Source organism: Occallatibacter gabretensis, assembly GCF_001449115.1.
GTDB classification, from domain to species: Bacteria; Acidobacteriota; Terriglobia; order Terriglobales; family Acidobacteriaceae; genus Telmatobacter; species Telmatobacter gabretensis.
Window position 1 is genome coordinate 1,560,641 of sequence record NZ_LAIJ01000009.1, and the last position, 18,621, is coordinate 1,579,261.

Consider the following 18,621-nt stretch of genomic DNA (forward strand, 5'->3'; position numbering starts at 1 on the left):
GACAAAGATACAAATGTGTGCAATGCGGATGAAGCGCTTTTCAATGTTTGCGGCCTCGGTTGCGATCAGCTGCGCAGCGGTGGCGCAACAGAACGGCCAGAACGCGAATCAGGGCACAGGGCAGGGAACTGGACAAGCAGCAGGGCAAGCAACAGGACAAACGCAGACACAACCCGCCAAGCCGCAGCCGCGCATCCGGCCCAATGACGCGGGCGCGCCCATTCCCATCCGCGCAGATATGCTCCGTGGCGCCTACGGGCCATACCGCGAGAACAACAAGCTGCTCTACTACCACCTCGACATCCGCCTCGATCCGGAAAAGAAATACATCAGCGGCAAAAACACCATCCGCTTTCGTATGCTCAAAGCCGGCAATCGCATCCAGCTCGACCTGACGGACAAGCTGAACATCGACAAGATTCTCTTCGGCGACACGCCGCTTAAATATGAACGCGACGGCAGCGCCGTCTTCGTCAACTTCCCGTCTATGCTGCGCGTCGGGCAGGTTGTATCCATCGACCTCTACTACTCTGGCAATCCACCGGAGGTCGGGCGTTTTGGCGGCATCACCTTCAAAAAAGATTCTTCCGGCCACGACTGGATCAACACCGCCTGCGAGGGCGACGGCGCAAATGTCTGGTGGCCCAACAAGGATCAGTGGCGCGATGAAGGCGAAAGCATGGACCTGAGCGTCGCCATCCCCACTGGTCTAGTCGATGTTTCAAATGGCAAGTTCGTGAGCAAGACCGACCTGGGCGATGGCTATACACGCTGGGATTGGCATATCAGTTACGGCATCAATAACTACGATGTTTCGCTGAACATAGGCAACTATGTTCACTTTTCCGATAAGTTCGGCGACCTGCCGCTCGATTTCTACGTGCTTCCCGAAGATCTTGACAAAGCCAAAGCGCAATTCTCGCAGGCTAAAGGCATGATCGAAGCCTACACCCATTACTTCGGCGAGTATCCCTTCGCAAAAGACGGATATAAGCTGATCCAGGCTCCCTACACCGGCATGGAGCACCAGAGTGCCGTCACTTACGGTAATTTATTCAAGAATGGCTATTACGGCCGCGACTGGACCGGCGTAGGCATCAGTCCCAGGTTCGACTTCATCATCATTCACGAAAGCGGCCATGAGTGGTTCGGCAATAGCATCACCGCCGTGGATCCATCCGATATGTGGATTCACGAAGGCTGGGACACTTATCTCGAAAGCCTGTATGTCGAATACCGCTGGGGTAAGGCCGATGCTATCAAGTATCTAAGCGGCTACAGGCCTAAGATACATAATCTTCGCCCGATCATCGCTGAGCGCGGCGTCAACGCCGATCCCACGGAAGATCAGTACTTCAAAGGCGCGCTCATGCTAAACACGCTCCGCAGCGTGATCAATGATGATGCAAAATGGTTCGCGCTGATCAAAGGACTCTATCAGCACTTTAAGCATCAGCAAATCGAGACGGAAGATATCGTCGCCTACTTCAATCAGCATTCCGGCATGAATCTCACGCCCATCTTTAACCAGTACCTTCGCCGCGCACACATTCCACGGCTTGAGCTGCTCTTTGGCGAGTCCCCAAATCTGGTCATGTACAAATGGGACGCCGACGAAGACGACTTCGCCATGCCGATACGTGTAGGCACGCCCGATCACTGGCAGATCATTCATCCCACGACGAAATGGCAGTGGATGCAATCACCGCTCAGCAAGGATGACTTTCAGGTTGCGACTGATTTCTACTACGTGGACGTGAACAAACAATAGCTACTTCGCCGGGCAGCGGCATGCGCGATACGCATCCGCGCTCATATTCGTGAGCGCGCATGTGTACTGCGGCCAGACGAATGTCAGTTCCGCCGATTTGTCGCCTACAAAGTAATCGCGCAGATAGCTCCGGCTCTCGGCGGACTTCGCTCCAGTGTCCGCAGCAAATTCATCAGCCAGCGCCTCCACATCCGCAAGCGCAAAAGCCTGCCGATGGTAGACCTTTGCGTAGTCGTACTCTTCACTCCAATTCGTATCCACGCCCGTCTGGTTCGATCCAGCAATCACGCGGTAATCACGCAGCGTAGCCGTAGCCGGATCAACCGTCGCAATCGTGAACGCCGGATTATTTCCATTCACAGGCGAGATCGAAGGAACCATCTTCAGGGCAACAGGCTCGTCCTTCCCGTTGAGCGGAAACTGCTCAACCACGCGCATCTCATCCATGTGTGTATGCCCAAAGATCGCCAGCCGGATCACATCGCCATAGTTGTCCAGCGTATTGGCCAAATCATCTGACGAGAGAAACATCTCCGGATCCTTGCCTCCGCAGACATTCCGCATCCTGGAGATAGTCGTATAAGGGTCCACGCCTGGTGGAATGTGTCCCATCACCCATATCTTCTCGTGCTTCTGCCTCGCTTCATCCAGCTCGCTCTTGAGCCACGCAATCTGCGCCATAGCGCCGGAAGAATCCGTCTTCCCCCCGCAGGTCTGGTACTTCTTCGATTGAAAAATGTCATTCAAAATCAGCAGCAGCGTATGCTCAAAAGGCGCAGGCAGCGCAACACGGAAGTCGCCGCGCGCCGCAAAAGTTTCTTCCGCAGCCTTGCGCTCCGTCGCCGGCAGCTTCTCTGTAAAAACCTTGCTCGCCGCGGCAAGAAAGCTGCTGTTCGCATCGACCTTGTAGTCCCCGCAACTCGAATCATTATTGCCCAGCGCTGCATACACCGGCGTCGCTGGAAACTCCGTGCGGAACGAACTCAGCACATACTCCAGCGTCTTCACCACAAAGGCTTCATACTCCGCAGGCTTCGCATTCGGCATCGCTGCCATCCATTTGCAGGAGAACGCATGGGAAATCAGATCCCCACTGATGGTGACAAACTGCGCATCCGCAGCCCGCGCTCGCATAGCCTTCAGGCTCGAAGCCAACAACGTGTAGTTCGTATCCACGCCGCGCGCATTGCATGTCTGCTGCAATGCAGCAAACCGCTGCGCCTGATCCGCCGAGGGCGGCGCAGCCAGGATCGTCTTCCACTCGCTCGCCGGCGCGGCAGCAAGCTGCGGCACCTTTGCTGGATCCCAGAAAGGCTCAAAGTGTACATCGCTTACCAGCAGCGCTGTGACTCCAGCAGTTGCGGGTTCGGCAAACATCTCTCCGCAAAAAACAAGCGCAGCGGCCAAAAGGACAGTTAGCTTGAGCGAAGGCAGCAAACAACGGGCCATGCAAGGCTCTCCATGCGTGGAATTTTCTTTGGAAGCTGCTCAACGAGCAGTTACAGATTGAACAACTCGCGCAGATGACGCGTCTGCGAGCGGCTTACCGGAATCTCTGTCTGCTTTTTGTCGTTCATGCGAAGCTGGTAGCTCGATTTGAACCACGGAACCACCTCGCGTATGTGATTGATGTTCACCACAAAACCGCGATGCGCGCGCCAGAAAACCGCGGGATCAAGTTGTTCTAATAGCTCCTCGAGCGTGCGGCACTTCGATTGCCCTTCAAAATGCTGCGTCACCACATGAATCACGCCCTCGTCAATCGAGGCATAGCAGATCTCCGCCTGGTCCACCAGCAGCAGCCGGCTCTGCGCCTGCACAATCAGCTTGGCATGCTGCGCCGCGGCGCCCGGCCTGCCGCCCAGCAGCTTCAGCAGCGCGTCAATTTGCGATTGGGATTGCGACGGCGCGTGCGTCGCGGTACCTGCCTCCGGCCCGCCGGCCATGCGGCTCTTCACGCGCTCCACGGCCTGCTGTACTCGCGCTCGGTCAAACGGCTTTAGCAGATAATCGGCGGCGTTCACATCAAAGGCGCGCACCGCGTACTGGTCGTATGCCGTGGCAAAGACAATCTGTGGCAGCGGCTCCAGCTCCTCACCGGCATTTCCGGCAGCCTTCGCCGTGCCGCGCTCCGCCAGTTGCTTCAGCACTCCAAAGCCATCAAGCCCCGGCATCTGCACGTCCAGAAACACCAGGTCCGGGTGGTGCTCCTCAATCAGCTCAATCGCTTCAATGCCGTTGGCGCCCTGCGCCACAACATCCACGCCGCCCACTTGGTCGAGCAGATATTTCAGCTCGTCGCGAGCCAGTTGTTCATCATCGATGATGAGCGCGGAAAGTGCCATGCCAAGCACGATTGTAGAGGAAAAGCGCGCTCCAGGGCCGGTGCGCGCTCAGGGTCAATTGACGATTGACCCCGGAGCTCTGTTTTTAGCCCATCAAGTGCAGCCGCGCAGGCATGTGGTCCTCGGCCAGCTCGTGGCCGCAGCGCGTGCAGTACTGGTCTGTCGAGCGCACAGTGCGGAAGCAGTTGCCGCAGCTTGCCGTCAGCTGGTAGTTGCATTGCGGGCAAAAATGGAAGTCGCTCTGCGTAAACGTTCCGCACGCCGGGCAGGCCGAAACCAGCGGCTGCCGCAGCAGAAAGTACAGGACTGCGCCAATGCCGCCCGGCATCACAAAGCAGAGCACCATCCAGAAGCGCGCGCTCATCGCCCGGCGCGGCGCATCCTTGCTCACATAGCCAATCATCAGGAAGTAAATCGCCGCCAGCAGTCCCCATGACAGGTTGAAGTAGATACGGAAGCCCAGCGGCGGCGGGGCATGGTGGCGCGTGGCAGGCAGCACCATCCAGAAGTAGTACTCCACAACGGCAAATGCCACCACAGCCAGGCCTATCGACCAGGCTGGAATCAGACGTGCGTCATTATCGACTTGGATGGCTTCCGGGTTATGCATGGCAAAGGCCCTCCCGCAGACTCTCCCTGGAGCGTGACGGGAAGTTCGAGTGTGCTCCTATCTTACTGACGGGGCCGTCCTGTGGGAAGTTGCGGCTGCCGGGCTCCGAACGCAATATTGATCGCATTTTTTCCTCCCATACCACCGTCCCTGCATGTCTGGACCTACCTGCTAAGCGTTACAAACTGTCGCCCCAGATAAAAGCGGTACCCGCCTCCGGTGGAGATAAACTGCAGAGGAATCGGGTGTTTCATCGCGTCGTCTGTAGCCATCGGCGAAGTCAGCACATCGTGGCCGCCCACATCCGTCAGCACAAATTTGCCGCCCACAATCCCGGCCCCGTAAATGCCCGCCGGCAGCACCTGCCCGCCAAGCTTCACTGCCACTTCCGTAATGAAATACGCCTGATACTTCGCAGACACATCGCTCGAGTAGCCGCTCGTGTCCACCATTGCGGCCAGTACATTATAACCATCGCCAAACTTCACTCCGCTGGAGTTGCGAAGCTGCACCGGCGCGGACTGCCCCTTGTAATACACCGTAGCCGGCAGCAGCTTCTGCATGTCGGCAGGCTTAAGGACGGTGCCCGACTGGGCCGATGCCACAACAGCGACTGAAATCACCACCGCAGCGGCAAATGCGCGAAGTCTCGTGAAATGCATGGTCTTACCTCTATCAGGAATCATAATTCGTGAGGAGTATACCGCAGCAGCCGGCACTCCACTCGTAATCCTGCTCGCACCTCTCCAGGCTGCTTCTCAGGCTAGTTTTCCAGGCTCAGCACGTCGTAGTTGTAGTTGATCCACACCTTCTTGATCGGCGCCGGCGGCTTCGGTAGCGCAACCGTGTGTTCCAGCGTCGTGTTGCCATTCATCCGCACCGACCCCAATTCCGACACCTTGCCGTCCTGCAACTCCAGGTAAATCGGAACAATACTCCGGAAGTTATCCGGCACGCCAGACTGCACAAGCTTGATATGCAGGCTCACTCCTCCGTTGTCGGCCGTTGTCACCTGTGACTCAAAGTGATACACCGGCAGGTCCGTTCCATACACATACTGCCGGAAGAACCAGTCCATGGTGTGCGTCCCATCCATGTCCATCCCAGGCGTCATGTGCTTTTCCACAATCGCCTTGAAGTCCTCCGTCGTAGCGGCCTGCAGCCGATACGTGGCCACAAAGTCGTGCATCATCTCCCGGAATCGAGCATCGCCATCCGCCGGTTGCCACATCATCATGCGGAGCATGTGCAGAATGAATGCGCCCTTCGGATACACAAGATTCTGATAAACATTCCAGCCCGTCTTCTCTGTCGCCAGCCGGAAGCCCATCGTCACCGGCCCCACATCAATCGGCCGGAACCCTTGCGCGTTCTTCTCCGTAATCAGCTTGCGCTGCTGCTTCCAGAACTCGTGAAAGTCGTTGTTCTTCGCACGCGTGGCCTGCAGAAACATCGCAGCCGAGGCGTCGGCGAATCCTTCGCTCATCCACTGATCGCGGTAGCTCCGGAAGCCCACTGTCTGGCCCCACCACTGATGCGCCACCTCGTGCGCCGTCACCACCTTCCAGTACATGTCCTCCGGGTGCAGCCCCATAAAATGCTGCTGCGTCGAGTCCAGAAACCCGCAGATCGGCAGATACACCAGCATCGGCCAGCTCTGCCCGTAGTCGCACGCAAACTGCTGCGTCAGCGCCACCTTGGCATACGGAAGCGGCCCAAAGTAATTGGTATAAATCTGCGCCGCCGCTTCGCCCTCGCTCAGCTGCTGCGGCAGCATCCCCGGAGCATTAAAGTTCCCCAGGCCGGCGCTGCCCATGTTTTCAAACTCATCCGGCGGGGTCGTATTCGCATACGCGTCAATCGTCAGGTTGTCGCCCAGCTTGCCCGGCAACACGCCTTCTTTCATCGTGAACCGGCCAAGATTAAAGCCCACCACCGGCATCGGCACATCGGTCTTCCACTCAGAGGTTGTAATCCTTCCGTCAGTTGTTTCATTTACGCGTGTGCCCGTGGCAATCAGGTTCAATCCCTTCGGAACATGAAAAAGCATGTGATATGTTGCGTAGTCGCCCAGCCCGCGCGCCGCATTCGGATACCAGCTTTCGCGCGCCGTGGGGTAGTAGTTCGCGTTGCCCTCGTTCGTCACCACATCCTTGCCGCCATAGGTAATGCGAATGGAAACATCCTCGCCCTTCTTCAACGCATGCGGCAGAATCACGCCAAAATCCGCATCCTCTTCCTTCTTCTCCTGCACAAAATCCATTGCCTCGCCGCTCGCGCTAGCCACGTTGCTCACTCGCAGGCTCGGAAACAGCGACAGCCGCGCCGCCGCCACGCCATCCTGCTGCGCAACCACGTGCAGCGTCGCCATGCCGGTCAAAAACCCGCTCTTCTCAATTGTTGTGTCCAGATCCTCACGATCAATGCGATACGCGCCGCTGTCAGACCGGCTCCTCGCGTGGGCGTGTCCTTCGCCGGATGAAAACGCGCACAGATACGTTTCGCCCCAGTCATTCAGCGTCAGCAGTGAAACCTCTTCCGGAGCCACATGCCGAGCCCCGTCCGGGTCCACCGTAAAGATCAGGTGCGGATTTTTCTTCCCATGCATCGCGGCCATAAAGAATCCGCCATCAGCCGGGCTCAACACATCTTCGAGCAAGCGCAGGTCGATATTCTCAAACAGCTTCAGCCGCTGAAAGGCATGCAGTTCCATCGCACTCTGAATTAGCGGCTTGCTATCGCCGCCCTTGCCCGCACCCGCCTGATGCAACTCCGCAGCGGTCTTATCCGTAAAGCGCAGCACCGCCTGGTCAAAGTCCTCATCGAACTCCTCCGCATGGCTCAGAATGCGCAGATTGTGCCGCTCCTCCAGCGTCGGAGGCGTCAGATGCAGATGACCCTGCCCGCGAAACACCGCGCCCGTCACCTTGCCGTTCACCTCGCCATAAAACGAGATGTCGCCACTCTCAAATGTGAAAACCGCGGCATCACGCTTCAGCTCCAGGTGATGCACAGCAATCACTTCACCGCCGGGCAGCAGATTCCTGAGCTGCTGATAATAAGCATTGGAATTGGGTGGCCGCTGTGCACAGAGGGATGTGCTTCCCAGTACAGCGGCAAACAGAACAAGGCACAGAACCAACGGGCAACGAGAACGAAAATCCAGCAAGATACACCAGCACAAAAATTAGATTTGGAGGTGACATTATTATCCCCTCTCACCGTTCATTGCGCGAAGAAAAATTTGCCGTCCACTGCTGCCTGGTCCCCACACAAAGTCCGTCATCCTGACCGTAGCCGTTTTTCAGGCGGAGGGAAGGACCCGCTTTTGCTTTCCGCCCGTTCCACCCCAACACGCGGGTCCTCCAGGTCTCTATTTTGAGACCTGGGATAGCACTCCCGTTCACCGACCCGGACATCACGGCAAATACAAATCCACATACTCATTCACCGGCATCGCATCCAGCCGTTTCGTATCAAGCGAAGCCTCATGAATCCGCTCCTGCTGTGCAGCAGGGAAGCGCCGCGCCAGGTTCGTCCTGAACTTCTCCACCAGCAGCGGCAACCCAGCCTCGCGCCGCCGCCTGTGCCCAATGGGATACTCAACTGTTTGTTCCAGCAGGTCTCCATTTGCGAGAACGACCCGAAGCGCATTCGCAATCGACCGCTTTTCCGGATCGTGATAATCGCGCGTAAACTGCGGCTCCTCCACGCACGTAATCTTCTCGCGCAGCGCATCAATCCGCGCATTAGAGGCCACGCCATCCTCGTAATCCGCCGCAGTAAGCCGCCCAAAGATCAGCGGAATCGCCACCATGTACTGAATGCAATGGTCGCGATCCGCCGGATTCACCAGCGGTCCCTTCTTGTCGATAATCCGCAGGCAAGCCTCATGCGTGCGAATCGTGATGCTCTTGATCGCATCCGCCGTCAGCCCACGCTCATCAAGCTGCTTCCGCAGCGTCATCGCCGCCTCTACCGCCGTCTGCGAGTGAAACTCCGCCGGATAGCTGATCTTGAACAGCACATTCTCCATCACATACGTGCCATAAGGCCGCTGAAACTTGAACGGCTGCCCTTTGAAGCTCACATCGTAAAAGCCCCACGTCTTCGCCGTCAGCGCCGTGGGATAACCCATTTCTCCAGACTGGGCCATCAGCGCCAGCCGCACCGCGCGGCTCGTCGCATCGCCCGCCGCCCAGCTCTTCCGGCTTCCCGTATTCGGCGCATGGCGATACGTCCGCAAACTCTGCCCATCCACCCACGCCAGAGAAATCGCGTTAATCGTCTGCTCCCTCGTCAGCCCCAGCAGCCTGCTCACCACGGCAGTCGAAGCCACCTTCACCAGCACCACATGGTCCAGGCCAACTTTGTTGAATGAGTTCTCCAGCGCAATGCATCCCTGAATCTCATGCGCCTGGATCATCGCACCCAGCACATCGCGCATCGTCAGCGGCTGCTTCCCTTCAGCAATGTTCGTGCGCGAAATCCAATCCGCCACCGCCAGAATCCCACCCAGGTTGTCCGAAGGATGTCCCCACTCCGCCGCCAGCCAGGTGTCGTTAAAGTCCAGCCACCGAATCATCGCGCCAATATTGAAAGCCGCTTGCACCGGATCCAATTGATACGGCGTCCCCGGCACCCGAGCCCCATTCGGCACAACAGTGCCCGGCACAACCGGCCCCAGCAGCTTCGTACAGGCCGGATATTCGAGAGCCTCAAGCCCACATCCCAGCGTGTCAATCAAACAAGCCCGCGCAGTAGACCACGCCAGCTCGCTTTCAATCGAGTAATTCAGCGCGTAATCAGCAATATCAACAAGCACCTGATCCGGCGCAGGACGGTCATTCGAAATATGAGAGGACAAGTAAGACTCCTGATCTTAGGCAATATTTGGTCGATCGTCTTGGATAGGTTTTGTAACAGGGCACGACTTTAGTTGTGCCGAGAATGCGGCAAAAATAGCGGGCTTTAGCCCCTGAGGGAATCTCTTGCCTGAGGTTAGATCCGCTGCTCGATTGCCACAAACTCCAGATTTTCCGGACCCGTATAATTCGCACTCGGCCGAATAATCTTTCCATCCGCACGCTGCTCCATCACATGCGCGCCCCATCCCGCCGTCCGCGCAATCACAAACAGCGGTGTAAACAGATCAATCGGCACGCCCATTTCGTGATATGCGACCGCAGAAAACCAGTCGAGATTCGGAAACATGCGCTTCGTCTCATGCATCACCGCTTCAATCCGTTCCGCAACCGCATACAGCGTCATACCGCCGGCCTCATCTGAAAGTTCGCGCGCAATCCCCTTGATAATCTCGCTCCGCGGATCGCTGATCGTATACACCGGATGCCCGAAGCCGATAATCACCTCGCGCTCCGCCACCCGCCGCCGAATATCCGTCTCAGCCTCATCCGCAGATGCATAGCGCTCCTGAATCTCCAGCGCCACTTCATTCGCGCCGCCATGCTTCGGCCCCTTCAGCGCGCCAATCGCCCCCGTAATGCATGAATAGATATCCGATCCCGTCCCCGCAATCACCCGCGCCGTAAACGTCGAAGCGTTGAACTCATGCTCCGCATACAAAATCAGCGAGGCCTGCATCGCCGCCACCCACTCCGCGCTCGCAGGCTTGCCATGCAGCAGATGCAGCAGGTGCGCCGCAATCGAATCATCATCCGTCTCAATCGCAATCCGTTTGCCATGCCGCGCAAACTGCAGCCAGTAGCACAACATCGAAACCAGCTTCGAGAGCAGCCCATCGGCAATCGCCGTTGCGGCTGCCGCATTATGGTCCAGCCCCTCCGGCTCAACGCACCCCAGCACGGAAACACCCGTCCGCAACACATCCATCGGATGCGCCGTAGCAGGCAGCAGCTCCAGCGCCTTCAAAACCGCATCTGGAAGTCCGCGCGCCGCCTTCAACTCACTTTTGTAAGCAGCCAACTCCGCCGCCGTAGGCAGCTTGCCATGCAGCAGTAGATATGCCACCTCTTCGTACTCACAGTGCGCAGCCAGATCATGAATGTCGTACCCGCGATAATGCAGGTCGTTACCCGTATGGCCCACGGTACACAGTGCAGTGTTCCCGGCAGGCGTCCCAGACAGCGCCACAGATTTCTTCGGCTTAAATGTCGCAATTGCAGCTTCGCTCATCACACAACTCCCGAGAGCTTCACCGTATCGAACGCTGCGTACGGGTGTCTAGAGTCAGTCAATCGAAACTATTTCCGAGGCCGTCGGCTTCTTCCGATAATTTTTCTGAGTAGAAGCAGCACAACCCAGCAAAGAATGAAATGGAGGAATGCATTGATGAGTGCACCGGGAACTAATGAGCCAGTAACCGCCGCTACATAAAGCCCTGGAATGAGAAGAATTGTTAAGCCTGTCTGAGCGGTTGCAACCACAGCATTCTCGGAAAGCGCCGAAATCGGACCCGCAGCAAACGTCAAGCACCCAAACAATATTCCCCAGATCCCAGCAATGGAATATATCCGTCCGTAACTCAAGAAACGATGGTCTGTCTCGCTGGAATCAGGCTGGCTCATCCTACTTCGGGTCTCTTCCCCTTCGCAAACAACTCATCCAGCTTCTGCTCATACGCGTGATACCCAAGATATTTATAAAGATCCGCCCTCGACTGCATCGTCTCCACCACGTTCTTCTGCGTGCCCTCCGCGCGAATCGTCTCATACACCTTCAGCGCCGCGGCATTCATCGCCCGATACGCCCCGCAGCAATAGAGAACAATATCCACACCAGCCGCGCCCAACTCCTCACGCGTCCACAGCGGCGTCTGCCCAAACTCCGTAATATTCGCCAGCACCGGCACGCCCACAGCCTTGCGAAACTCCGTATACTGCCCCAGCTCCGTAACCGCCTCGGCAAAAATCATATCCGCACCCGCAGCCACATACGCCTGCGCCCGCGCAATCGCCGCAGCCAAGCCCTCACTCGCCAGCGCATCCGTCCGCGCCATAATCACAAACTGCGAATCCGTCTTCGCATCGACAGCAGACTTGACGCGATCCACCATCTCTTCCGCAGGCACAATCTCCTTGCCCGGCCGGTGTCCGCAGCGCTTCTGTCCCACCTGGTCTTCCATATGCACAGCAGCCGCGCCCGCTTTGATCATCTGCCGGATCGTCCGCGCAATGTTGAACGCCCCGCCCCAGCCCGTATCGATATCCACCAGCAGCGGCAGCGCGCTCGCATCCGTAATCCGCCGCACGTCGGTCAGCACATCCTCCATCGTGCTGATGCCCAGGTCCGGAATCCCCAGCGAATTCGCCGCCACGCCTCCACCCGAGAGATACAGCGCGCGAAAGCCCGCAGCCTCCGCCAGCTTCGCCGTGTAAGCATTGATGGCTCCAGCCACCTGCAGCGGTTTTTCTTCTTTCACAGCAGCGCGAAATCGCGCGCCGGGAGTGAGTGTAGAATTCGAGTCGGACATTGCTCGCCTTATATCGTGTCTGGGCGTCATCATAGCAGGATATTCGCTCGCGCTTAACATATGCACTTCCCGGCTACAGGGAGGGTCACATCAGAATTGCGGCGCCGAGGCGTATTCGCCTGCACGGCCAGTCCTCAACCTTCAACCAAGGAGCAAGAAATCCATGAAACGTCTTCTCTGTTGTCTCACCCTCTGTTGCGGCATCTTCGCCGCCGCCATGCCCGCCTCTGGGCAAGCTATGATGGCCGCCAAGCCCAAAGCTCCAGCCAGCCCGCCAGCCGCAGCTGTAAGTGTCATCGGCAACAAGTCTTTCTGGATTGCCTACTCTTCGCCAGGCGTCAAAGGCCGCGCAGGCAAGATCTTCACTGCGGATGGCCTCATCAAGACCGCCGGCGGCTCGCAATATCCCATCTGGCGCACCGGAGCCAACTCTGCCACCACCCTCATCGTTGACGGCAAAGTAAAGATAGGTGACATCACCGTGCCGTCAGGCGCCTACACGCTCTTCGCTGACATCTCTGACCAGAACAACTGGACGCTCATCATCAGCAAGAAGACCGGCCAGTGGGGCTTGTCCTACGACCCCGCCGATGACCTGGGCAAAACCAAATTCACCATGTCCGCACCGTCCTCCATGGTCGAAAACCTGAAGTGGGAAATCACCGACAAGGGCAACGGCATGGGCGCCATCACGCTGAGCTGGGAGAACCACACCGCCACCGTCGATGTCGACACGCACTAAACGTATCGCTGGGAACAAGGGCGGAAATTTACGCAAGTTTCCGCCCTGCCCGTAAAATAGATACAGAAGATTTTCCCTTCTCCGGAGCACCAAGTTGCCTTTGTATGCCTATCGCTGCACCCAGTGCGGTTACCAGTATGAAAAAATTCAGAAGTTCAACGCCGAGCCGGAGACCATCTGTCCCCAATGCGGTGGCCCGCTGGAGCGCCCGTTAACCGCGCCCGCCCTCCAGTTCAAGGGCGCAGGCTGGTACATCAACGACTACGCGCCCAAGCCCGCAGTCGGTAGCGCTGCTAAAACCGCTCCGGACAACGCCGCTAAGCCAGCCGGCGATTCCCCCGCAAAGACAGAATCCCCCAGCACTCCCGCGCCATCCGCGGCTCCGTCCAAGTCGGAGTGAAACAAAATAAGCTACCCCTCACGCGAGTTGTGCGGGAGGGGTAGCGTGGGTGGGTAAGCTCTGCGCTATAGACTCAGTTCGGCAGCAGTACCGCATCCACCACGTGGATAATGCCATTCGACTGGTAAACGTTGGGGATCGTTACAACCGCCATTCCGCCCTTCTCATCCTTCAGAACCACATGGCCGTCGTGGATCATGGCCCAGAGCATTCCTCCGCTCACGGTTTTCAGCTCCGCCTTGCCGTGGCCGTCTTGAATCATCTTCTTGAGATCATCCGCCGTGACCCTGCCCGCAACCACGTGATAGGTCAGGACCTTCGTCAGCATGTCCTTGTTTTCCGGCTTGAGCAGATTGTCCACGGTGCCCGCAGGCAGCTTGGCAAAGGCTTCATTGGTCGGCGCAAAGACTGTGAAGGGCCCTGGACCTTGCAGCGTGTCCACAAGACCGGCAGCCTTCACCGCGGTCACAAGAGTCGTATGGTCCTGTGAATTCATTGCGTTTTCAACGATGTTTTTGTTGGCGTACATGGCCGCGCCGCCAACCATTGGGTCCTGCTGACAGAATGCTGCGGTCGATACGGCCAGAATGAGCCCTGCTAGAACACTACGATAACGGGATTGCATGGAATTTCCTTTCCCGAGCAAAACTCGGTCTGCTTGTATATCGCGCGAGAAGGGAAATCGGATTTAAAAGAATGCGGATTGTATTAGGAGCTTCGCTGCGGAGGTTATCGCTTCCTGAGCCAGCCCGCGATCAGCGCCGCCGCCAGTAGCGCCGGGCACAGAATGCACACCCACAGGCTGAATTCGCTTGTCAGGTCGCCCATGTGCTCACCGGAAATCAACGTCTCGGCCGCCCACCACAACAGCGGCCCCACCACCAGCAGCACAATCAGAGTAGCCGCCAGCGCTAATGAGCGCACGCGCTTCCGGCCCGCTCTCTGATCATTCAGCACACCGGCAGAGGCCAGCACCACCCGCCGGGTTTTGTGCGCTACCTCGCGGTCGCGCTCGGCTGACATGTTTGCAGAGATCGAAGCGGCCAGTCCCTGCTCGGACTCCGGCCCCTTCGCTATCTGGTTCATCCCGCTGCCTCGCTGAAGTTATGGTCTTCCAGCTCCGGTCGAATTGCCGCCAGGCCCCGGTACAGACGGCTCTTAACCGTCGAAAGCGGCGCCCGCGTGATCGCGGCAATTTCCTGTAGTGAAAGCTCTTCATGGAAGCGTAACACCAGAACCTCGCGGTAGAGCATATCCACCTGCAGAAGCGCCTGCGAAACCCGTTCGCGGTCCTCGCTCGTCGCCATGCGGTCAAAGGGCGTAGGCTGCCCGTCCGTCAACTCAAAGCTCATCGGCCGGTCATCGTCCCCCGAGCCTTCAAAAAGCTCATCCAGGCTGGATAACGTGCGCTTGCGCCGGAAATCAATCACCAGGTTGCGCGCAATCGTAAAGAGCCACGTATCAAAGCGCGACTTGCCATTGAACTGATCGCCGCGCAGCAGCACCCGCATCCATACTTCCTGGAACAGGTCTTCGGCCAACTCGCGGTTTCCGGTCAGGTACACCAGGTAGCGCAGCAGCCGATGCTGGTACCGCACAATCAGCTCATCCAGCAGCCCTACCTCGCGGCGCTTCAACCCGCCGGCAATCGCCAGATTTTCCTGTCGTACAGCCTCCTGCTCAGCTGTGGCTGCGCTGCGGGTAAACACTGACTGAACTGTGGCAATGGCTCGCATCTGTGTGTATAGACGACAGGTTAATCGCTGGAGATGTATATTATTCCGTACTTTACAAAACTTTACGTACTCTTGTGCCTTCTCCGCGCCCGCTCAGCCACGGCCAGGGCCTCCTCAATCATCTGTTGCAGGCGCTTTTCCCGGCTCTCCGGCGTCCGGTAATAGAAGATCCCCAGCAGTTGCCGCCTGCGCTGCACAATCGTCATTGCCTTCCAACCCTGTTCCGCCAGCGGATGCCTCTGAAAGGCCATCTTTAGAATCGGCGGCGTCTCCACTTCACCCTCCATCGTCAGCATCAGCCGCTCCGCCATCTGCTCTGCCCGCCGCTCGCGTGTTTCCGCCGATTTCGCCTGCCCGATAAAATGCCCAATCCAGCTCCTGTCCGACTGGCTCAGCGATTTTTCGAACCACTTTCGCAGCTCCCGCTCGCCCTTGAGAATCCGCGCAAACTCATCCGGCAGAATCACCTGCCGTTGCTCAAAATCCGGCTCCAGGGTCACCTTTACCTCGTCCCCAGGCTTCACGCAGGCCTCGCGCTGCATCTTCTTGTAAACCACAATGCAGTCGCCGTCACCCTTGGCAATCGTCAGCAGCGAGGTGCGAAAGCCGACACCATTCAGCGTGCCTTTCACTCGTCGCCGTTTCATCTCCGGCCACGTATTCGCTGCGTCAAACGGCACGCGCACCACGGTCCAGTTCATGTAGTCCCTGACCAGTTCCAGCCGGGCGCGGAAGTTCTTTGCTTTTGGAGCAGCCATCGCAAGTAAAAGCAGTATGCAATTCCAACGCGCGAAAGACAATCTGCTCCGCAAAATAGCCTTTTACACTGGATACATGGAGATTCTCTACGGCGTCCATTCCGTTGAAGAGGCCTTAAAGGCCGGTCGCCGCCGTTTTGACCACGTCATCGTCGCCCGCGAGCGTCAGGACGTACGACTGGAACGCCTCGTCGCTGCCTGCCGTCAGGCTGGCGTCCGCGTCCGTCAGGAGTCGCGCGAGCAGCTTACCCAGGTCGCCGGCACCGCTGGCCATCAGGGCGTGGTCGCCCTGGTCCGCGCCGCTGAATTCCTATCGATCGAAGACTTATTTGAGCCGCAACAACCCGGCCAGCCTCGTCTCGTCCTCGCGCTTGACGGTGTCGAAGATCCACAGAACCTCGGCGCTCTGCTTCGCGTCGCGGATGGCGCAGGCGTCGATGGCGTCGTGCTCACCGAGCGTCGCTCCGCGCCAATCAGCCCCGTTGCCGTAAAAGCCAGCGCCGGCGCGGCCGAACACCTCCGCATCGCCCGCGTCGTCAACCTTGTCCGCGCTCTTGAAGAGCTCAAAGAGCAGAATCTCTGGATCATTGGTCTCGACGAACGCGGCGAATCCGATTACGACCAGTTCGACTTCACAGGCGATTGCGTCCTCGTTCTGGGCCGCGAAGGCGCAGGCCTGCACGATCTCGTCAAGCGCACCTGCGACCACATTCTCAGCATCCCCATGGCAGGCGGCGTCAGCTCGCTCAACGTCTCCGCCGCAGGCGCCGTCGTGCTCTATGAAGCCTCCCGTCAGCGCCGCGCAAAACTCCGCGCTGCTTCCGCACCGGCCTCCGCATCGTCCAAGCCTCAAAAGAAACAGAAGGGTCTCGGTTCGTAAATGAAGTTTTTCCCAGCAGCGGCGCAGTGTCTTCTCGTGCTCGCAGTCAGCGCAGCGCAAAACCCGCCGCAAGCCCCACAACCTCCCGCATCACCATCACAGCCCGCTTCGCAGCAGCCCGCTCAGCCAGCCCCCAGCGGCAAAGTCATCTTCTCCCGCTCCACCGACGAAAACGGCCAAACTACTACGGAAGCCTCGCCGGAAACAAAGCTCGCCAAAGCTCCCGTCTCTACGGACGAGGAACGCCAAGCCGTTACCTTCACCGCCTACGATCTCGATGTCCATCTGCGCCCCGCCGAACACCAGATCGCCGCACGCGCCCAGCTCACCGCCCGCAATGACGGCAAAACGCCCCTAGCCCGCATTCCGCTCGAAATCTCCTCCACGCTGAACTGGGAGCGCATCCGCGTAGCGGATAAAGATGCTGCCTTCGAGGTCGCCACGCTCAACTCCGATTCCGACCACACCGGCCAACTCCATGAGGCGGCCATCGCGCTCAGCTCCCCGCTCGCTCCCGGCGCAACCATCGCGCTCGATGTCACCTACTCCGGCATAATTGAGCCTTCCGCCCAGCGCCTCATCTCTGTCGGCGCTCCGGAAGACGCCGCTCTGCACTCTGACTGGGACCGCATCGACACCGAATTCACCGGCCTGCGCGGCTTCGGCAATGTCGCCTGGTATCCGATCTCCGCGCCGCCCGTCATCCTCGGCGATGGCTCGCGCCTCTTCGATGAGATCGGCGATCAGAAGTCCCGCATGGCCCCCGCGCGCTTCCATCTTCGCCTCACAGCCGAGTTTCCCCATGGCCAGGCGCCCACTATCGCGCTCATCAATGGCCATCCTGTCCCGCTCGCTGTCACAGACACAGAAACTTCAGGCATCGAAGTCTCCGGCGTAGCCACGGCAGAATCGCAGGCCGCACCGCTCGGCTTTGAAGCTCCCAGCCTCTTCGTCGCCATCCGCACGCTGCACCCCGGCGCAAACCTCACCGCATTCACCCGCGCTGAAGATGACGCCTGGGCCTCCTCATGGACACTGGCCGAGACGCCCGTGACGGCATTCCTTCAGCAGTGGCTTGGCGACAAGCCGCGCACGCAGCTCACCGTGCTCGACCTGCCCGATCCCAACGACGCACCCTACGAGACCGGCCCGCTGCTCGTCACAGCCATCAAAGACGCTGACCCGGAGCAGCTCAAATTCACGCTCGCTCACGCGCTCACGCATGTATGGCTCCAATCGCCGCAGGCCCCGCCCCAACAAGCATGGCTCTCGGAAGGCATCCCTTATTTCGTGGGCACCCTGTGGACCGAGCAGCAGTATGGCCGCGCCAGGGCCCTCGAAATGCTGGAAGGCGGCCGCTCAGCCCTTGCGCTCGCCGAGCCCGAAAGCCCCGGCCAAAGCCCCGGCCAACCGCTCAGTTCCGCTTCCACGCCGGCCTACTACCGCACCAAGGCGGCCTATGTCTTCTGGATGCTCCGCGACATCGCAGGAGACGATGCGCTCTCCGCCGCTCTGCGCACCGGCCCTCAGTCCGCCGCCGATTTTGAAGCAGCGCTCCAAAAATCCGCCAAGTCAGATCTGCACTGGTTCTTTGCCGATTGGGTCGATGCCGACCGCGGCCTTCCCGATCTTTCCATCGAAAGCCTCTTCACCAGCCCGCAGCAAGGCGATAACTGGCTCACCGCCGTCCACCTGTCCAACTCAGGCTATGCCGGCGTGGACGTCCCCGTCATCGTTCGCACAGACACCATCTCCATCACGCAGCGCGTGCAGATCCCCGCGCACGGTAAAACCATCGCACGCATTCCCATCCATGGGCGTCCCGTCGAAGTGCGCGTTAACGACGGCTCCGTTCCGGAGACCAATGCCACCGTGCACGTAACCAAAGTCGGCCCTGCAAGCACATCCGACTCCGCAAAGCCCTGA

General features: G+C 58.7%; 17 protein-coding genes. 5 read left to right on the plus strand and 12 right to left on the minus strand.

Annotated features, from left to right (window positions below):
• The first annotated feature begins 28 nt into the window (after nt 1-28).
• Nucleotides 29-1,771, plus strand: coding sequence for a M1 family metallopeptidase (locus VO84_RS12765; RefSeq protein ID WP_058187998.1), 1,743 nt, complete (start codon nt 29-31; stop codon nt 1,769-1,771).
• On the opposite strand, the gene VO84_RS12770 is transcribed toward VO84_RS12765, so the two are convergent.
• From VO84_RS12770 to prpB, 8 genes are all read right to left on the minus strand, one after another.
• Nucleotides 1,772-3,220 (minus strand): metallophosphoesterase, encoded by a 1,449-nt coding sequence (locus VO84_RS12770; RefSeq protein WP_058187999.1) that lies wholly within the window; start codon nt 3,218-3,220, stop codon nt 1,772-1,774.
• A 50-nt stretch (nt 3,221-3,270) separates the two neighbouring features.
• Entirely contained in the window at nt 3,271-4,116 is an 846-nt protein-coding gene (locus VO84_RS12775) for a LytR/AlgR family response regulator transcription factor (protein ID WP_058188000.1), read from the minus strand.
• Between the two features lie 85 nt (nt 4,117-4,201).
• Entirely contained in the window at nt 4,202-4,726 is a 525-nt protein-coding gene (locus VO84_RS12780) for a zinc ribbon domain-containing protein (protein WP_058188001.1), read from the minus strand.
• Nucleotides 4,727-4,890: 164 nt separating this feature from the next.
• Nucleotides 4,891-5,388, minus strand: a complete 498-nt coding sequence (locus VO84_RS12785; RefSeq protein WP_157439866.1) for a hypothetical protein — start codon at nt 5,386-5,388, stop codon at nt 4,891-4,893.
• Between the two features lie 101 nt (nt 5,389-5,489).
• Nucleotides 5,490-7,868 (minus strand): M1 family aminopeptidase, encoded by a 2,379-nt coding sequence (locus tag VO84_RS12790; RefSeq protein WP_058188003.1) that lies wholly within the window; start codon nt 7,866-7,868, stop codon nt 5,490-5,492.
• A 276-nt stretch (nt 7,869-8,144) separates the two neighbouring features.
• Nucleotides 8,145-9,593 carry a bifunctional 2-methylcitrate dehydratase/aconitate hydratase gene (locus VO84_RS12795; RefSeq protein WP_058188004.1) on the minus strand — a complete coding sequence of 483 codons (1,449 nt, stop codon included), beginning with the start codon at nt 9,591-9,593 and terminating at the stop codon, nt 8,145-8,147.
• A gap of 134 nt (nt 9,594-9,727) precedes the next feature.
• Nucleotides 9,728-10,882, minus strand: a complete 1,155-nt coding sequence (gene prpC, locus VO84_RS12800; protein ID WP_058188005.1) for a bifunctional 2-methylcitrate synthase/citrate synthase — start codon at nt 10,880-10,882, stop codon at nt 9,728-9,730.
• Nucleotides 10,883-11,270: 388 nt separating this feature from the next.
• The gene (prpB, locus tag VO84_RS12805) at nt 11,271-12,179 is read right to left on the minus strand and encodes a methylisocitrate lyase (protein ID WP_058188006.1); all 909 of its coding nucleotides are present in this window, start codon (nt 12,177-12,179) and stop codon (nt 11,271-11,273) included.
• 163 nt (nt 12,180-12,342) lie between these two features.
• Here prpB and VO84_RS22190 point away from each other — a divergent pair, with 163 nt between their 5' ends.
• Nucleotides 12,343-12,921, plus strand: a complete 579-nt coding sequence (locus VO84_RS22190; protein WP_197414016.1) for a DUF2911 domain-containing protein — start codon at nt 12,343-12,345, stop codon at nt 12,919-12,921.
• A gap of 94 nt (nt 12,922-13,015) precedes the next feature.
• The gene (locus VO84_RS12815; RefSeq protein WP_058188008.1) at nt 13,016-13,321 is read left to right on the plus strand and encodes an FmdB family zinc ribbon protein; all 306 of its coding nucleotides are present in this window, start codon (nt 13,016-13,018) and stop codon (nt 13,319-13,321) included.
• A 73-nt stretch (nt 13,322-13,394) separates the two neighbouring features.
• On the opposite strand, the gene VO84_RS12820 is transcribed toward VO84_RS12815, so the two are convergent.
• The 4 genes from VO84_RS12820 to VO84_RS12835 form a co-directional block, all read right to left on the minus strand.
• Nucleotides 13,395-13,946: a fasciclin domain-containing protein gene (locus tag VO84_RS12820; protein ID WP_058188009.1), complete on the minus strand. Its 552-nt coding sequence runs from the start codon at nt 13,944-13,946 to the stop codon at nt 13,395-13,397.
• A gap of 104 nt (nt 13,947-14,050) precedes the next feature.
• Complete coding sequence (locus VO84_RS12825; protein ID WP_058188010.1) at nt 14,051-14,407, minus strand: hypothetical protein; 357 nt, start codon at nt 14,405-14,407, stop codon at nt 14,051-14,053.
• On the minus strand, nt 14,404-15,057 hold the full coding sequence (locus tag VO84_RS12830) for an RNA polymerase sigma factor (protein ID WP_058188011.1): 654 nt from the start codon (nt 15,055-15,057) through the stop codon (nt 14,404-14,406). Before VO84_RS12830 ends, VO84_RS12825 begins: the two co-directional genes overlap by 4 nt.
• A gap of 62 nt (nt 15,058-15,119) precedes the next feature.
• On the minus strand, nt 15,120-15,815 hold the full coding sequence (locus VO84_RS12835) for a YdeI/OmpD-associated family protein (protein ID WP_058188012.1): 696 nt from the start codon (nt 15,813-15,815) through the stop codon (nt 15,120-15,122).
• Nucleotides 15,816-15,831: 16 nt separating this feature from the next.
• On the opposite strand from VO84_RS12835, the gene rlmB reads away from it, so the two are divergent.
• The gene (gene rlmB / locus VO84_RS12840; RefSeq protein WP_331458412.1) at nt 15,832-16,695 is read left to right on the plus strand and encodes a 23S rRNA (guanosine(2251)-2'-O)-methyltransferase RlmB; all 864 of its coding nucleotides are present in this window, start codon (nt 15,832-15,834) and stop codon (nt 16,693-16,695) included.
• Nucleotides 16,696-18,621 carry a M1 aminopeptidase family protein gene (locus VO84_RS12845; RefSeq protein WP_058188013.1) on the plus strand — a complete coding sequence of 642 codons (1,926 nt, stop codon included), beginning with the start codon at nt 16,696-16,698 and terminating at the stop codon, nt 18,619-18,621.

Excerpts from the sequence above, each read along its gene's own strand:
- VO84_RS12770 (WP_058187999.1), bottom strand. The coding sequence starts at position 3,220 with ATGGCCCGTTGTTTGCTGCCTTCGCTCAAGCTAACTGTCCTTTTGGCC.
- VO84_RS12845 (WP_058188013.1), top strand. The coding sequence starts at position 16,696 with ATGAAGTTTTTCCCAGCAGCGGCGCAGTGTCTTCTCGTGCTCGCAGTC.
- VO84_RS12785 (WP_157439866.1), bottom strand. The coding sequence starts at position 5,388 with ATGCATTTCACGAGACTTCGCGCATTTGCCGCTGCGGTGGTGATTTCA.
- VO84_RS12830 (WP_058188011.1), bottom strand. The coding sequence starts at position 15,057 with ATGCGAGCCATTGCCACAGTTCAGTCAGTGTTTACCCGCAGCGCAGCC.
- prpC (WP_058188005.1), bottom strand. The coding sequence starts at position 10,882 with ATGAGCGAAGCTGCAATTGCGACATTTAAGCCGAAGAAATCTGTGGCG.
- VO84_RS12765 (WP_058187998.1), top strand. The coding sequence starts at position 29 with ATGAAGCGCTTTTCAATGTTTGCGGCCTCGGTTGCGATCAGCTGCGCA.
- VO84_RS12820 (WP_058188009.1), bottom strand. The coding sequence starts at position 13,946 with ATGCAATCCCGTTATCGTAGTGTTCTAGCAGGGCTCATTCTGGCCGTA.
- VO84_RS12825 (WP_058188010.1), bottom strand. The coding sequence starts at position 14,407 with ATGAACCAGATAGCGAAGGGGCCGGAGTCCGAGCAGGGACTGGCCGCT.
- VO84_RS12835 (WP_058188012.1), bottom strand. The coding sequence starts at position 15,815 with ATGGCTGCTCCAAAAGCAAAGAACTTCCGCGCCCGGCTGGAACTGGTC.
- VO84_RS12775 (WP_058188000.1), bottom strand. The coding sequence starts at position 4,116 with ATGGCACTTTCCGCGCTCATCATCGATGATGAACAACTGGCTCGCGAC.
- VO84_RS22190 (WP_197414016.1), top strand. The coding sequence starts at position 12,343 with ATGAAACGTCTTCTCTGTTGTCTCACCCTCTGTTGCGGCATCTTCGCC.
- VO84_RS12780 (WP_058188001.1), bottom strand. The coding sequence starts at position 4,726 with ATGCATAACCCGGAAGCCATCCAAGTCGATAATGACGCACGTCTGATT.
- rlmB (WP_331458412.1), top strand. The coding sequence starts at position 15,832 with ATGCAATTCCAACGCGCGAAAGACAATCTGCTCCGCAAAATAGCCTTT.
- prpB (WP_058188006.1), bottom strand. The coding sequence starts at position 12,179 with ATGTCCGACTCGAATTCTACACTCACTCCCGGCGCGCGATTTCGCGCT.